This is a genomic window from Microcystis sp. LE19-41.2A, from assembly GCF_027530405.1.
Taxonomy (GTDB): Bacteria; Cyanobacteriota; Cyanobacteriia; order Cyanobacteriales; family Microcystaceae; genus Microcystis; species Microcystis aeruginosa.
Genome location: NZ_JAPZQJ010000447.1, coordinates 1 through 15,377 on the forward strand (window position 1 = coordinate 1; position 15,377 = coordinate 15,377).

The 15,377-nt window shown below is 47.2% G+C and carries 9 protein-coding genes; 3 read left to right on the forward strand and 6 right to left on the reverse strand.

Annotated features, from left to right (window positions below; all coding sequences use genetic code 11):
- From O9290_RS28565 to O9290_RS19065, 6 genes are all read right to left on the reverse strand, one after another.
- Positions 1-135, reverse strand: a 135-nt coding sequence (locus tag O9290_RS28565) for an IS1634 family transposase N-terminal domain-related protein (protein ID WP_502846468.1), incomplete at its 3' end; no start/stop codon positions are given.
- Between the two features lie 350 nt (positions 136-485).
- The gene (locus tag O9290_RS19045) at positions 486-3,029 is read right to left on the reverse strand and encodes an SDR family NAD(P)-dependent oxidoreductase (protein ID WP_288058743.1); all 2,544 of its coding nucleotides are present in this window, start codon (positions 3,027-3,029) and stop codon (positions 486-488) included.
- Positions 2,975-8,890 carry a type I polyketide synthase gene (locus O9290_RS19050; RefSeq protein WP_288087378.1) on the reverse strand — a complete coding sequence of 1,972 codons (5,916 nt, stop codon included), beginning with the start codon at positions 8,888-8,890 and terminating at the stop codon, positions 2,975-2,977. The genes O9290_RS19045 and O9290_RS19050 overlap by 55 nt, the downstream gene beginning before the upstream one ends.
- A 20-nt stretch (positions 8,891-8,910) precedes the next feature.
- Positions 8,911-9,864 carry a CobW family GTP-binding protein gene (locus O9290_RS19055; protein ID WP_288058739.1) on the reverse strand — a complete coding sequence of 318 codons (954 nt, stop codon included), beginning with the start codon at positions 9,862-9,864 and terminating at the stop codon, positions 8,911-8,913.
- Between the two features lie 58 nt (positions 9,865-9,922).
- On the reverse strand, positions 9,923-10,807 hold the full coding sequence (locus O9290_RS19060; protein ID WP_002793312.1) for a class I SAM-dependent methyltransferase: 885 nt from the start codon (positions 10,805-10,807) through the stop codon (positions 9,923-9,925).
- A gap of 27 nt (positions 10,808-10,834) precedes the next feature.
- On the reverse strand, positions 10,835-11,674 hold the full coding sequence (locus O9290_RS19065) for a sulfatase-like hydrolase/transferase (protein ID WP_288058736.1): 840 nt from the start codon (positions 11,672-11,674) through the stop codon (positions 10,835-10,837).
- A 278-nt stretch (positions 11,675-11,952) separates the two neighbouring features.
- Between O9290_RS19065 and O9290_RS19070 the strand changes: the two genes are divergently transcribed.
- The 3 genes from O9290_RS19070 to O9290_RS19080 all read left to right on the forward strand — a co-directional run bounded on the left by O9290_RS19070 (position 11,953) and on the right by O9290_RS19080 (position 15,139).
- Positions 11,953-12,903 carry a tetratricopeptide repeat protein gene (locus O9290_RS19070; RefSeq protein ID WP_288087379.1) on the forward strand — a complete coding sequence of 317 codons (951 nt, stop codon included), beginning with the start codon at positions 11,953-11,955 and terminating at the stop codon, positions 12,901-12,903.
- Between the two features lie 272 nt (positions 12,904-13,175).
- Complete coding sequence (locus O9290_RS19075; RefSeq protein ID WP_288058727.1) at positions 13,176-13,946, forward strand: hypothetical protein; 771 nt, start codon at positions 13,176-13,178, stop codon at positions 13,944-13,946.
- Between the two features lie 89 nt (positions 13,947-14,035).
- Positions 14,036-15,139 carry an aromatic ring-hydroxylating oxygenase subunit alpha gene (locus O9290_RS19080; protein ID WP_002763831.1) on the forward strand — a complete coding sequence of 368 codons (1,104 nt, stop codon included), beginning with the start codon at positions 14,036-14,038 and terminating at the stop codon, positions 15,137-15,139.
- Positions 15,140-15,377: the final 238 nt, after the last annotated feature.

Consider the following 15,377-nt stretch of genomic DNA (forward strand, 5'->3'; position numbering starts at 1 on the left):
ATTTTCGATAATATCATCGGGTAATTTTGAGAGATTGGCCAGGGTTCTTTTTTTGACTTGTTCTCCTTCTCGGTAGGACTCTCGAAGAAGAACGGCGGGGGGGGAATTACGGTTAGGAACTTTTTCTATATACATGACCACTATTTTAGCAAATGGAGAGAATTCTTGTCCATTAAGAAATGTTACAAATTACATGGGTACATTAAGAAAAGTTAAGGGGGTGCATCCATTGATGGATAAGGGTTTTCAGCTATTATGGTATATATGTATGGGGGAAGTTCAGCTATACAAGGGCTAGAGCAACTTTTGATTTCAACGACTAGGGTGCGGAATGTGGGTCATAAGCAAAAATTATCACACAAAGTCGAGAAGAGCCATTTCCCTTCATCCTCGATGCTCTATCTGCACTGAATACAATTTAATTTGGTATTACCATAGAAAGCCGTCCTTTTAGGACGGGGTTTTCAACCCAAATTTCCGATAAATCAAGAAGGATTCTCAAGGGACTCCCGCCACTGAACATTCAGGCGATTCAGGGCAGCACTACAGGTACTTTCAAGATTTTCTAGGTAAAAGCGGACTTGACCTTGTTCATCAAAGACAGATGCCTCGTAAACAATCATCTGAGCATCGCTTCTGACAACTCGAAAAGCTACCCGTAGCCTGCCTGTTAGGGGCGAACTACCATAGCGGATGACTCTGCCTAACTTGGAAGGCAAAGCACTACTGTCCTGATAGAGCCGAGACCACACTAAAGCCATTTGTGGGATAGTATCCATAAAGCCTGGGTCGAACAGCCAAGGGGGGACGGCAGTGGAAGAATCTTGCCTTACCCAAGCTGAAGGCTGGCTCGGCTTCACCCAAGCATCAATTCCCTGTTCGTCAACCGCTACAATCTCACTCATCAGTTGAAATCGCTTGCCGTGAAATAGATACTCTAGATAAGCAAATTGAGGATCTAGACTCCTGCCTGATTTGAGCTTGACGGGATGAAGAGAGGGAGGAGCTTCTATCTCTGGGCGCAGAATAACAAGAGCGCGATATAGTGGCATCCTGGTCTCAGGATCTAGGATTTCGGCAGTTACCTGCAAGGTCGTTGCATCCGCGTGACTAGAAGAACGGGCGACGAAGAGAACTTTACGGCTCCCTTCGACGGCCATGGATACTCCCCGCAAGACCCTCAGATCAACGATTTCACAAACTTGCCAGTCGGGCCAGGCAGCTTGGGTAAATTCAGCAATCCATTCCAAGGCCCCGGTTGTCGGCAAAACAGCTTTGCCATCCAAGCAGTGATCTTCAAGATAGGGATCTGCCTCTAGAGAAAAGATGTGTTCCAGAGTCACTTTACTGTCAGGTTGCAGTTGAGGGACAGTAGAAATGAAGGGAAAAGGACGGTTAGCGGGAAGGAGAGCGAGTTTTCCGGCCTCAGCTTCATGGGTTTCCCACGGAGCTTCCCCGGCAATTACTTCTGCTGTTCCCTTATCTCCATAACTCAATTCTTCCTGGAAAAAGCGGCGACCACCGACTAGAGAAATTGGGATTACTCCCCGTTCCCGAAACTGACGCTTCACTTCTTCAGAGGCCATGCCCTTAGTATCCCAGGGTCCCCAATTGATGGCGACTACGCGGGTATTCAACCAGCGCTGGTCAAGCTGCCAGGCCAGACGATTCAAAATTTCATTGGCAGATGCGTAGTCAGATTGCCCACGATTACCGTAGCGACCGGCAACTGAACTGAAGAAAACCAGCCACTTCAAAGACTCTGGACGCAGATAGCGGCTGAGGATCAAGGCACTATCCACTTTCGTATCAAAGACCCGCTCAAAGGAAGCCAGTTCTTTATCGACAATCAATTTGTCCTCAATAATTCCCGCCCCGTGGATGGCAGCATCCAACCGTCCGTAGCGGGAGTAAATGCCTTCAATAACGGCAGCAAAAGCCTGCTCATCCTTCACATCTGCTACTATATACTCCACCTTTGCCCCTGCTTGTCGGAATCGTGCCAAATTAGCCCGAATTTCCCGCTCCCTCAAGATTAACTGGATGTGGCGCTCGATCTCAACGGGGGTGGGCAACTTACCTTGGCAACGAGCCTGAGCCAGGAGGAATTGACGCAAGCCAGTTACATCCTCAATATGGGCTGTTGCTTCGTTCTCTAGAGGAGCCCGTCCCACCAAAATCATCGTCAGGCCAAAGGAGGCTAAATCGCTGGTTATTTCCGCAGTAATGCCGCGAGCGCCGCCTGTAATTAAAACGACCCAATCAGGAGTGGGTGTAAATTTGGCAACAGTCGATCGGGATGAGAAAGGAGCCAGCTGGGTGCGGAAAGTGGTGCGTTGTCCTTGGGGATAGCCAACTTCGATGCGCCCCCCAGGTAATAACAGTTCTGAGACGAGGCATTCTGCCAGCACCCTTGGGGAAAGGTGGGGATCGAGATCTACTGCCTTGGCATGGAGGTTAGGCCACTCAGCCCCTAGGGTTTTCAACAGCCCGTTGCCACAACCAGCAATTGGCAAACTCGTCCCCCAGTTACCATCCCTGCCAAACTGTCCTCCCAAACAGGAAGCCATCAGAACCCGGCCTGGCTGTTGCCCTTTGCGGAGGTCGTCAGCACACAACTGGAGCAGGGAAAACAAGCTCTTAGCCTGTATTTGCGTATATTGCCGCCACCCAGATAGGGTAGTTGGCTCAGCCGCTTGGCTTAAAGCAGCCAAATGGACAATCCCGGCGATCAGCCCATGTTTTTCCCGTTCCCTGCTGACTGCCTCAGCTAAAGCCTTTGGTGTTTGCAAACTAGCTCGCTCAATCAGTGCTACCGCCAGCCCTCTTTGCCGCAGAGACTCTGCCAAGTAGGGAGCAACGCTAAGTTCGTCTTCAGTAATAAGAAAAAGCCCTTGGGGAAGCGGCCACTGACCGGTAGGTAGGGGGTCTGCCTGTGCTTGCATCAGGTAACGTGGAATCGATTCCCCCTGGGCTAGAACTTTCCCAAGCTTTTTGAGGGTTCCACTGTCCCAGACGGTGAGAGGCATAAGACTTGTTGAACAATGCCGTTCAGGGATTTAACCTTGGTCAAATTTTCCATCTGGGACTGCATACCTTCAGCGACAGCAGCGGGCAAACTTTTCTGTATTGCTCCCAAAATTTCCACTCGCTTGATCGAGTCAATTCCTAGTTCTGCTTCCAAATCCTGATCCAAGCCCAACATATCAATTGGGTAGCCAGTGCGTTCACTGACTAATTGCAAGAGAGTTTTGGTCACACTCTCCCGTTCCAGCAGCACAGAGGGGACAACGGCATCGGCAGCAGTGGGCAGATTGGGAGATGCGGCTGCTGGCTGGGGCTTGAGCACAGGCTCTTGCTGCTCAATTGTGGGACTAACCGATGTGGGACTAACGGATATCTGAGGCGGTGCAGCGGGTCGGGAAGGGGGTGGGGAAATTCGGGGGGGTACTGGCGGCGAAGCAGGGGACAGGTTAGCACTTCCCCCTCCATTGGAGCCAAGGGAAAGTACAGGTTGGGCTGCCGGCAGGCTCCGCTCTGGCATAGCCACCGATCTTGAAGGAGTCATTCCTTCTACCTGACTGGCTTGGAGAAATTGCAGCATTACCTTTTCCTGAAGAGTCAAAAACTGACGCATGGTCTGCTGGTAAGCTTGATAGGCTTGTAAAGCCACCGAGCCAGCAACTGAGGGTTCTTGGCTAGTAGAATAAGTCTGTGGAGTTGCTGGTTGGGAGAGCGGGGGAAAATTTTGTTCAGACATTGTTCGCTGGATTTTGGGTTGCGGATTTGAATTAGTAGGAACTATGGGGTTTAACCCGGTGAGTTGGGAAGGGGAATGGGCATGAGGGGCAGGACTAGGCGGCTTGACTGGCTCAAATCGCTCTATCCCTAAGTCTGGCTTCGCCTCGGTGTTACCGTTTTGCCCTTTTTTGTCTTGTCTGCCTAGGATAGACGTTGCCCAGGACAGGGGGGGGAGCTTGCCGCTATAACTATTGGTAGCTCCTAATGACCTGACACCACCACCGTTAACCAGCCAAGTGGTGGGTGCTAATTGAGAGGGGCTCGTTAGCTCTGCCAGTCGAGATAATTGCAGCTGCTGGACTTGGCGTCCGACAAACAGAGAAAGGAGTTGCACCTCTAGCCCTCTGGTAATTAGAGTCCCTAAGCCCAGCAGAAAGCCTCGCAGTCCTCCCCCTTGCCCATCTAAAGATACGCAAGTATGCTCTTTGTCTCCTAAAATTTGACCGACGAACTTGGTCAGGATGCTTTTTGGACCGACTTCAATAAAGGTGCGAGCGCCAGCTTCATATAAAGCCTGAATTTGACTGACGAACTCTACTGGACGGAGAGCCTGTTGGCTTAACTGGCCACGGATGCCATCGGCATCTGAAGGGTAAGGAAGGGCTGTAGCGTTAGCATAGACAGGAAACTGGGGGGACTCAAAGCAGCCAGAATTTAACTGACGGGTCAACTCTTCCTGAACCTCTGCCAGCAAGGGCGAGTGAAAAGCTCCGGCCACAGGCAGCTTTCTAGCGGTAATGCCGTCCGCGTTCAAACTGTTGATTGCTTGTTCGATCGCTGCTTGTGGTCCGGAAATGACGGACTGAAGGGGAGCATTGTGATTGGCTACCACAACTCCTGGAAAACTGTCAAGATATTGTGCCAATTCCTCGCGGGTGATTTGCACGGCAGCCATAGCTCCCTCAACCCCCTGACAAGCTTGGGACATAATCTGGCCTCTAAGGGCAGAAAGATTGAGAAATTGAGCTTGGGATAGCACACCAGCAGCGTAGAGGGCTGTATATTCGCCATAACTGTGTCCTGCTGCCAAATCTGCCTTAATGCCCAGATTGGCCAGCAAGGCTAGATAGCCCGATTCCACGGCTCCTAGAGCGGGTTGAGCTACTTGAGTCTGTTTAAGCTGTTGTTCATTGCTAATTTCGGCCGCTTCTGAATAGGCACTGGGGGGATAGATATACTGACTCAGCAATTTTGGGAAGTGATGGCCCAGATGGCTGTCGGCAAATTCCAAAGCTTGGCGCATCTCTTGCCGATAGAGAGCAACTTCCCTGGCCATGCCGGGATATTGCGCCCCCTGCCCCGGAAAGAGAAAAGCAGTGAGAGCTTTTGTCCCAGTGGGGGTGTGGCCTTCGGAGAACTGAATCTCAGGGGGCAGGGGACTGGCAGAATCCCCTGCCAGATAACTAAGGGACCGGGCCAAGCTGGCGATTAACTCTGACAAATTACTGGTCACGATGGCTAGGGTTGCTCCCCTGCCTAGGTGGTTTGTCGCTGTTAAAGCGCAACTGTAGGCCAGATATCCGAGTTGCGGTTTTGCTCCTCCTTGCAAAGCTGTCAGCAGAAACCGCACTTTTGGCAATAATTCTTGGCGATTCTCGGCGGCCAAGATCACCAATTCCCAAGGCCAGTCATCTCCTCCCAGGGCTGGTCTCTGAACTGCTCCCCCATACTCCTCGAGAATGGCATGAAAATTCGTCCCCCCAAAGCCAAAAGCACTGACCCCTCCCCGGCGAGGTTGGTTGGGATTAGTCAGCCAGGGATGATTGTCTTTTAAGAGATAGACCGGGCTTTCTGGATCCACAATCGGGTCTAAGGGGGTGTCAACCCCAAAGTGAGCGGGTAGAACTTGGTGATGTAGGGAGAGGGCTACTTTTATTAGTCCAACGACTCCAGCGGCGCTTTTAGTATGTCCGAGCAAGGTTTTAATGGAGCCAATAGCGCAGGATTTTTGCCCTGCCCCGGAGGCTTGTAGAGAACTGGTAATTGTTTCTAATTCTGCTCGATCGCCGGCCACCGTCCCCGTGCCGTGGGCTTCATAGAGTCCCAGGCTAGCGGGAGAAAATCCCGCTTTTTCGTAAGCTCTCTGTAGCGCTCGCTTTTGTCCTGCCGGCAGGGGAGCAGTTAAACCCAAGGCCTTACCGTCGCTGGAACCAGCGACCGCTTTGATAACTGCATAAATTCGGTCTCCATCCCGTTCCGCATCTGCCAGACGCTTGAGAACAACGATGGCAATACCTTCGCTGATGACAATCCCGTCGGCAGCTTTATCGAAGGAGCGGGGTTGACCTTGGGCAGAGAGGGCATGGGTCTTGCTAAAGCAAAAATAAGCAAAAGGGCTTTGCCCTGTGTCAATGCCCCCTGCAATACAGAGATTGCTTCGTCCCGTTTCCAATTCCGTCACTGCTAGGTCAATAGCAGCCAAGGAAGAAGCACAGGCCGCATCAACAGTGAAGTTAGAGCCTCCACAGTTAAAACGGTTGGCAACCCTGCCAGCTGCCACATTCAACAGTAAACCTGGAAAAGTTTCTTCCGTCCATTCTGGTAGACGATCCCAGATCTGTGGGGAGGGATTTTCAACCACCCTCGGCACTTCTGCTCGGGCTGCATACTGCCCGCCCAGATCTCCTATCCCTCCGCCCGCACCCAAGATGACTGAGGTACGTTCTCGATCGAAATCTCCTCCCCCGTAACCCGCATCTTCTAAGGCTCTTCGCACAGCCTCCAAAGTCAATAGCTGTAGTGGTTCGATGGACTTGAGAGATACGGGAGGAATCCCAAAGCGCAGAGGATCGAAGGGAACCTCATCGATGAAACCACCCCATTTGGAATAGACCTTATCTCGTGTTTGTGGGTCAGCATCGTAGTACAAACGCCAGTCCCAACGGTGAGCGGGAATTTCGCCAATAGCTTTTACCCGGGAGAGGATGTTTTTCCAAAAAGTCTCCGGTGCGTCTGCTTTAGGAACGAGGGTCGCCATGCCAACGATAGCAATATCTGAGGGTGGGGTTGGAGTGGGTACTTTCTTTTCACCTGCTGGAGAAAGAGAAGTCAAGAGTTGGCCGCTGCCTTCAGCTACTTCTTGATGCAAGCTGCTGACACTGATCACTTGATGGCGCATGGTTGCCACCTGACCGATCATGTACATCCCTTCGCTAACCTGTTGCTCTTGGTTGACTGAGACTATTTGCCCTGTCTCATCGCGCCGCAAACCTTTGGTAGCTATGCGTAACCGTCCTAGAGTCAGGTCTTCCAAAACGTTCTTAATTTCTTCGGCAGAACTGCCCCGGGCTGCCATTTGCCGGCGGGTGTCGTAGAATTCGCGGGCAAATGGGGTGACAGCGCAACGGCTGGCATGGCCCGGTCCGGTTTCTAAGTTGATGGTCGATTGGCAACTGAGGGCTTGGGCTTGAAACTCTGGCAGGATTGCTCCACAAGCCACTGCTTCCTCCGTAAAGAGGTAGGCACTGCCCATTAACACGCCAATTTTCATGCCCCTTACTGCCAAAGGAGTGGCCATGGCACTGATCATAGCGGCCGAGAGAGCGTCATGAATCCCACCGGCGAAGATGGCGTGAATTTGCTGCTCTGCTCCAGCTGGTACTTTCTCTAACAGGGTAGCGATCATGCTTTCCCAGAGGACAAAACTGCTCAGTGGCCCCACGTGTCCTCCGCATTCTCGCCCTTCAAAAATAAACCGCCGCGCCCCCTGTTCGAGGAACATTTTCAGGAGTGCTGGCACGGGAACATGGAGGTAGGTGGCAATTCCTTGGGCTTCCAACCTCGCTGCCTGATCTGGCCTGCCCCCGGCAATCAAGGCAAAAGGCGGCTTAATTTTCTGGACTTCTTGCAGTTGTTCTTCCCTAATTGCCTGTGGAACAAAGCCAAGGATACCAATGCCCCAAGGTAGCTCTCCTAGAAGGGCTTGGGTTTTCTGCAACAGTTCCCCGACCTGTTTTCCCCGCATCAGAGCCAAAGCTAAGAGGGGCAGTCCGCCTGAGCGAGCAACTGCATGGGCAAATTCTGCCGTATCGCTGACTCTAGTCATTGGCCCCTGGACAATAGGATATTTGGTGCCGTGGGAAACTGCCAAGGGAGTTTCCGCTTGTAGAGGTTTTAGCTCCTGGGCTGTCTGCACCTGTTCCTGACTGCCCTTGAGCAGGGCTTGCAAAAATTTACCCGTGGTCTGGTAACGCTTGCGAAAATCTGCCGCTAACCCGCTTGCTTGTCCCATTGGCCAAGCTTGAGTAGCAGGATTTTCCCAGCCAATTAGGGAGGTGGCTCGTTGCCGCCAGATCTGGCCAGAAACTGAGGGTTCTTCTTGAATCTCTATCTGTGCTGCCATTTCTTGCAACTTGGCAACGGCAGCAAAACCGGGACGAGACAAGACACGACAAGCCCGCCCCAACCTCTCACCGATGGCGATCGCTTCTTGCCCGTTTAAGTAACGTAAGTATTCCTGCCATTCTCCAGGCAGAGGAGATTCGGGCATCAGCCATAATTGATCGTCTAAGACAACGCCTGCTGCACCGGCAGCCCGACAGGCTGCCGCGGTATGAATACCGATTCCTCCTTGTACATAGATGGGTAGGGAGGAGGTTTTCAATAATTTCTGAGTGAGAATAAAAGCGGGATCTTCTCCTACCCAACCGCCACTTTCCTGTCCTTTGGCTACCAATCCAGCTAAGAAAGGAAACAGAGAAGCTAAGAGAGCCAGTTGATTGGCATCGGTTATTTCCAGCAAAATTAGGCGATTTTCCCCAGAAAGAAGCTGTAATTTCTCTCTGAGCGTTTCAGCAGTTGCCTCTTGCCAGCCACTGAGAATCAACCAGTGAGATTCTAGTTCCAGTCTAGCCAAAAGTTGGCCGCTCTGCTCGATCTGTGTTAAGTTCAGTCTCAGTCCGGCTGCTCCAGGAGCATTTTTTAAAGCTAAAACCTGCTCTAGATTACTAATTGCTCGCTCTAGATTTTCTGGTTGACAAAATTCTCGATCGAGTATCCCGATTCCCCCAGCCCGAATGCTGGCGATGGCTAAACCAGGGTGTTCTAGCTCAATGGGACTCAGAGAAAAGCAGTTGAATTTATCCATCATAACCTCTAATTTTGATTAATTTAACCATCTTGACAAGCCTGTAATTGCTGGATGATAGCTGTTTGCTCTTGTTCTAGGTTGCGACCGATAAAAACCGCTTGCGTTGGCATTTTTCCGCAGATATCGGGGGCCACAACCTGAAAATCAAAACGACCGCAAATAAAATTAAACAGACAGGATGTTGCTCTATCATCTAAATTGAGAATTCCTTTGGCACGGTAAACTTTTGGGGAAAGTTCTCCGAGAAATTGCTTGAATTTATCCAAGTTCACCAATCGTTCTGTCTGATAAGAAAAAGAGGAAAAATCTTGATGGCTGTCGCGGAAACCATGAGCAGATTTGGTTACTTGAGTTTCCAGTAGCTTTGATTGCCTTCTGTAAAGATTAGCTCCTAGGGCGAACAATAATTTGGGATCGATATTGCTGTGAGTAGTTTTAAATAAGGGGGCTCTTTGATTCAATTGACGGAGATGGCTTTCGACTCGCTCAATTTCTAGTTCTGTCACTAAATCTGTCTTATTCAAGATCAGAAAATCTGCCGCCCTTACCTGCTCGTTGAGCACTTCTTCTTCGGCTGCCAACCGCAAAAACTCTGAAGCATCTACTAAGGTGATTACTGAATCTAGGACGACATCGAGATAGTGGAGGCGCTGGATCAGGGGAAAGGGATTTGCCAGTCCAGTGGTTTCTATGACTATTAAATCGGGCTTTATTTGTTCTTGAATTTCCCGAAAGGCGTTGTGTAAAGAGAAGATGTCAACACTACAGCAGACGCAACCACTGTTCAATTCTACTACTTTATCTATATTTTCAAATCCTGATACTACTTTACCATCAATTCCCAAGTCGCCAATTTCATTCATGATAATCGCCACGCGCTTCTCTTGAAAGACTTTTTCCAGGGAATTTCTTAAAAGTGTAGTTTTGCCACTTCCTAAAAAGCCAGCGATTGCGTTGCAAGGTGTTTTAAGCATAAACCAATTTTCCTAAATATCTAAGGTTATTAATAGTCAAAAATCACCTCTAGAAAGTTCAGTTTTTCATGGCTACTATCTCCAACCAAAGTCGGGGAATTTCTTTGATTTGTAGATTGTTTAAAGTAACTCCCGCCGCTTCTTGCAAAGCTTCACTAGCTATCTCTACCGGATAGCCACTTAGGGCGACTTCAGCAAACCCTGCATAGGCACCAATGGTTTCCAAACTTTGCTGTGTCAGCATAACAGTACGCTGCTTATCCTGAATAATCTCTAAATGGTGACTATTGAGCAAATCCCGCCATTGAAGTGGAGAGAACCATTCATTGCCGAAAGCTCGATTCCCCTTGCCTCGCTTTCTGCGGATGCCTTCTTGACCAGCTTGCTGCAATTGGAGTAATTTCTCGGAGACAATAGCTAAGGCTTCTTTCATCCATTCAGTATAGACCGATTCTGTTCCCTCGGGATAGGTGCCGATAAAAAAGCAAGAATTAAAGGCAAAAATTCCGCCAGGACGCAAGACTCGACTGATCCTTTGGATTAATTTCTCTTTGTCGGGAAGTAAATGGATGGCATTGCCCATCAGGACGAGATCCATGCTTGCCGGTTCTAAGTCAAAATCATCAGCGCTACCGACTTTTAGCAGCACAGCACTTTGCCCGGATTTTAAAGCTGAATTAAGTGCGTCATGGTCTTGAACGAGCATCTTTTTTTCTTTAAATAATTCCCGCGCAATCTCGAGAGATTCTGTGGAAATATCTATGCCAACAATCCCTACCTCTGGTTTGATTTCTAGGAGCAATTCACTGAGAGTTCCTGTACCGCAAGCAAGATCGAGAACCTGGCTGACATTTTCTAAGGGCAAACTGTGTAGAAATTCTCGGTTTGCTTCTAGGTATTCGGGTTGCAGGGAAAATGGTTCATAAGAAGTAATGACTGGCATATAACAATTCCTTGTCTTGGTTTTATTTTAAATTTTGGGACATAATCCTTCTAAGAAGGGAACTTCAAAGCATTTTTCGTGCATCACGGGACCATGCCCGAAATAACCGTCTTCTCCAAACAATTCTCCATGATCTGCGGTGACAATAATGTGAGTGTTAGCAGGACATTTACGAAATAGCTCACCTAGCAAACCATCGACATACTCAACACAACGAATTTGCTGTTTGTGTAGCTGCTCCATTTCTGCTGAATTGAAAAATGACTTTTCGGCTTTTTTTTCTGTCTCGGTTTCAGTTTGCAGCAGATCGTCCATTCTCTTAAAAACTCCATGCACTCCAGATATATGGGGCAGTTCATCCTCTTCCAGCATATAAGGATAGTGGGTTTCTCCTAAGTTAAAAAAGTAAAACTGAGGTTGTTCGTCGGGAAATTCTACTTCCTCAACCATTTTGGCAAATTCATTGTGAGTGGGCATTAGTCGATAGTCATCAAAGTACTTATTAATACTCGTAAATTGGTTGAGAACAGGTAGAGAAACTCGGCCAATAGTTTTATAACCTTGGTTTTTTAAGACTTTCGGTAAGGAGAGTTGGGGAATAAAGGTTTTAAAGGACAAGTCTGGGATTCCTAAACGATCTACCCATTTAGCAAATTCTTGTTTATAAACTTCAGAGGCAAACACGCCTCGAGGACTTTTGTGAGGAACCATGCCCATCAACATAGCATAGTGGGAAGGGGATGTCCAAGAAGCATAGCTATACCGGCGTTCAGCCTTACCCAGCCGATCCATATTGGGAGTTGATGCCGCAGAGTAGCTGTCATGACGGCAGCTATCCATAACAATATAGATGAGATGGTTAATCATGTGTATCTATATACAAAATGTTCCCCACCAATGTAGTTAAAAAATCCCGCAATGTCAAGAGATAACGGTTAGGCTTACCCTAAGCCTAACCTATTTAGTCGATTGTTGCTTAACAACTGAGATGGCAAATTCTCCTCAAATATGCCTGAATTCTGGGTAGGCAACTTACATCACATAAAGTTCATTTTGTTAATAATTGTTAAGATGCGATGACATTGTTAATCTTGGGTATTGCATTACTCGGAAAAGAAGCGGTATAATCGGAAGGGAAATATTTGATGTGGAGGAATCCTTCAATGTCGTTTACGCCGCAAGTCAAGCGAGTTACCAAGCCTACTCAAAAAAGCTCATCAATTAAAACAGCGTCTCAACTAATGAAGGAAAAGCGCTATGATGAAGCTCGGGAGGCTTTTGAAGAAATCCTTGAAAAAGACCCAGGCTCTAAGCAAGCTCATCTTGGTATAGGCAGCATCTGTTTAAAACAAAAAGATTATGAAGGAGCTTTGATCCACTTCGGGTCGGCGAGGAGAATTGACCCAATGATGGCTAAAGCTGCTCTTGCCGTTGGCAATGTTTACTACAAGCAAAATGAACTGGACTCGGCCATTGAAGCTTTTAAAGATGCCCTTAATATCGACCCTACTACCCCTGCTGGTTATCTGGGGATGGGGAGGGTTTTATTAAAGCAAAAGAAATACCCTCAAGCTAAAGAGCAAGTTCAAAAAGCACTGGTCTTTAACCCTCAGTTAACTCCAGGGCGCTTGCTCATGTCTCAGATTTACCAAGAACAAGGAAATACAAAGGCAGCAATTGATGAAATCGAGTCTGCACTGAGGATGAATCCAACAGCTTGGAGTGCTTATCAAGCCCTAGGAAATATCTACCTAAAACAAAAACAATATAACCTCGCCCGCAAAAATTTTGAAGATGCTCAGCAATTAAATCCTAAAATTCCTGTGGTTGCCAAAATGGGTTATATAGAGGCTTTAATTGCCAGCAATGCTCTCAATGAAGCAGCCGAGATTTTACGGGAGCTGCCGAACAAAAAACCCATAGAAGCCAAAAAACAAAAATTATGGGGGGATCTTTATACTCGTCAAGGATTTACGAAAGAAGCTGCAGAAGCCTATCGAGCAGCCAATTTACTGGCGGCAGAACAAGGAGAGGTCGCCAGCGAACTTTCCACTTTGGATATGCTGATAGAAGAAGATGACGATAAATTAGGATAAATCCTCGAGACCTACAAAGAAAAAGCAACTCAGCAAATTGCCCAAACCCAACTTCGTAAAAATCCCTAAATCCCCAGACAGTATAGTCTTTAAAGACTATAATGTTAGTTCCAGTAAAAAAGCCAAATAATGTTTCGTGATTTTCAGAGAGCTTCTCTCAAAAAACAACAGATATTGATAGCTATTATCGTTACTTTATCTGTCTTTATAGCCGTGTTTCTAGCAATTCATGCCTCGCTCCAGCTTCAGCAGCAGTCTATAGCGGTAAGCGCTTGAGTGAGATACAAACCAAGCTTTGCCTAGCATGGTTTATAGCTCGTGACACTGTACCTCATACGACTGCACACCGCTATAGTAATCTTCTCCCATCCCAACTGCCGTGGCAGATTTTCCTAGCGTCCCTTGTGGCTATTCTTGTAGGAGGATTTACTTTTGCTTTGGAATTAATAACAATTAATCAAATGGAGCGGGGTTTCAATCAGATTCAGCTTGAGTTGAGGGCATTAGGGAGTGGAGATTTTAATCCTTCCACTCATCTAGAGTCACTAGCTTTGCCCAAAGAGATGAGGGAAGTAGGGAGCTATTTCCCTCATCTGAAGTTAGCTCTCTCAACAAGCTTGAGCGAGCTACAACAAAAACTTGAGGAGCAAGGAACAATCCGAGAAAGCTTGCAAGCTGAACTGACGGGACTTGAGAATAATCTTGCAGAGCAGAAGCTCGCCAAGGAAGGTTTGCAATCTCGACTAAGTCGGATACAACAAGCACTTGAAGAGGCTCTCGAAGAAAATCAAGCACTAGCAAGAAAAGTGAGTCAAAAGAGAGCAGAAGTCGAGCAACCCGAAGGGGAAGTCGGAGATTTTATCGCTCAGATGCAAGGCGAATTTCAACAGGCACCTAAGTCGGTTGCTTCTCTGACTTCCAGTTCCCTAGAAGAGATTGTCCAGTATAAGGAGGAGCTTGAATATCGCATTACTTGGCTGCGGACGCTACTTGAAGATGCAGAAAAAGAACTCAAACTAATTTGTATTACCTATGAATTATAAAAACAAGTTTAATTTTTTCATACTTCAGAAAGTCCATAAAGATTGAAGTTTATAATTAAAAACTAGAATCTTGAAGAGGAGAATTAACAATGAAGACCCTTGTGCCGATTTCTTGGTATTCCGATCCCGAGATTTTCAAGAAAGAGCAAATAGTTCTCTTTCAAAACCTTTGGAACTTTGTCGGATTGACCACCGACTTAGAAAATCATAATGATTATATTGCTAAAGATCTAGGAGGACAAGCTATTTTTGTCCAGAATTTTCGTGGAGAATTGCGAGCGTTTGATAATATCTGTTCCCATCGTTTTAGTAAGATTCATCAAGAGGATAAAGGCAATAGGCCAGTTAGGTGTCCCTACCACGGATGGATTTATGACAGTGCTGGCATCCCGATTAACATTCCCTTACAGTCCCGCTTCGATTTTTCCGATTGTACACCGGAATCTTTTCAATTGAAACAATGGTTAGTTGATACTTGTGGCTCCTTTGTTTTTGTGAAAAAAAATGATGATGGTCTGACCCTCAAAGAGTATTTAGGAGGGATGTATAGTCGGTTATTAGATTTTTCAGAGTCAATGGGTGAGAAAGTTGACTGTCAAGAAATGATCATTAAAGCCAACTGGAAAATTATCGTTGAAAATACTTTAGATAGCTACCACATCTGGGATGTCCATCCCAACTCTCTTGGCAAGTATGGAGCAGTTGACGGGTATTATTGGAATGACGACTTCCATTCGACTTACCTCAGTAAAGCCAAAAAGCTAGATGCAAAAGTCAAAAAGTTTACCACAGCTTTTGCAGATCGAAAACTGAAGATAGATGGCTATCAGCACTATTTGATTTTCCCACTTTTAACCTTGTCCACTCTGTTTGGGATGTCTTTAAATATGCACGTTTTCACGCCTCTTAGTTCTACAGAAACCAAAGTTACCAACTATACCTTTATGGGAAAACTTGATAATGCCAGTCTGGAGAAAATTCTATTTGATATGAGTAGCAAAGCCTCAGCTAACTTAGTTACTCAAGTTTGGGATGAAGACAAACCTGTCTGCGAATCAGTCCAGCTAGGAATGGTTTCAATCGATAACTCAAGGGATTATAAACAAGGAATTCTTAGCAGTGACGAGCGCCGCCTTCATACTTTTCAACAACCTTATCTTAAGCTCATGAATTTGGTGCCATCCGCTGCCTGAAAAATCTGACATCTTCCCACGTCATAATTTTGATTTGGCGTGGGTTTCTTGCTCTTGAATTCGATTTTGAACGTTTTTGGCACAGTTTAAGATCAAACCCACATTCCGCACCCTCAACTGTCACATAAGCTGTCCCCCTCCAGAGACTTGAGTAAAAATACTTAGCTGGTCAAGGTTTTCTCGGTGGCCGCTAGGGGGGTCTTGAGACCCCTAATTATGAAAAAATAGGAATTGTTGG

What these genes read in the sequence shown, in the direction of transcription:
- O9290_RS19055 (WP_288058739.1), bottom strand. Translation starts at nt 9,864, where the DNA reads ATGCTTAAAACACCTTGCAACGCAATCGCTGGCTTTTTAGGAAGTGGC.
- O9290_RS19045 (WP_288058743.1), bottom strand. Translation starts at nt 3,029, where the DNA reads ATGCCTCTCACCGTCTGGGACAGTGGAACCCTCAAAAAGCTTGGGAAA.
- O9290_RS19065 (WP_288058736.1), bottom strand. Translation starts at nt 11,674, where the DNA reads ATGATTAACCATCTCATCTATATTGTTATGGATAGCTGCCGTCATGAC.
- O9290_RS19060 (WP_002793312.1), bottom strand. Translation starts at nt 10,807, where the DNA reads ATGCCAGTCATTACTTCTTATGAACCATTTTCCCTGCAACCCGAATAC.
- O9290_RS19050 (WP_288087378.1), bottom strand. Translation starts at nt 8,890, where the DNA reads ATGATGGATAAATTCAACTGCTTTTCTCTGAGTCCCATTGAGCTAGAA.
- O9290_RS19080 (WP_002763831.1), top strand. Translation starts at nt 14,036, where the DNA reads ATGAAGACCCTTGTGCCGATTTCTTGGTATTCCGATCCCGAGATTTTC.
- O9290_RS19070 (WP_288087379.1), top strand. Translation starts at nt 11,953, where the DNA reads ATGTGGAGGAATCCTTCAATGTCGTTTACGCCGCAAGTCAAGCGAGTT.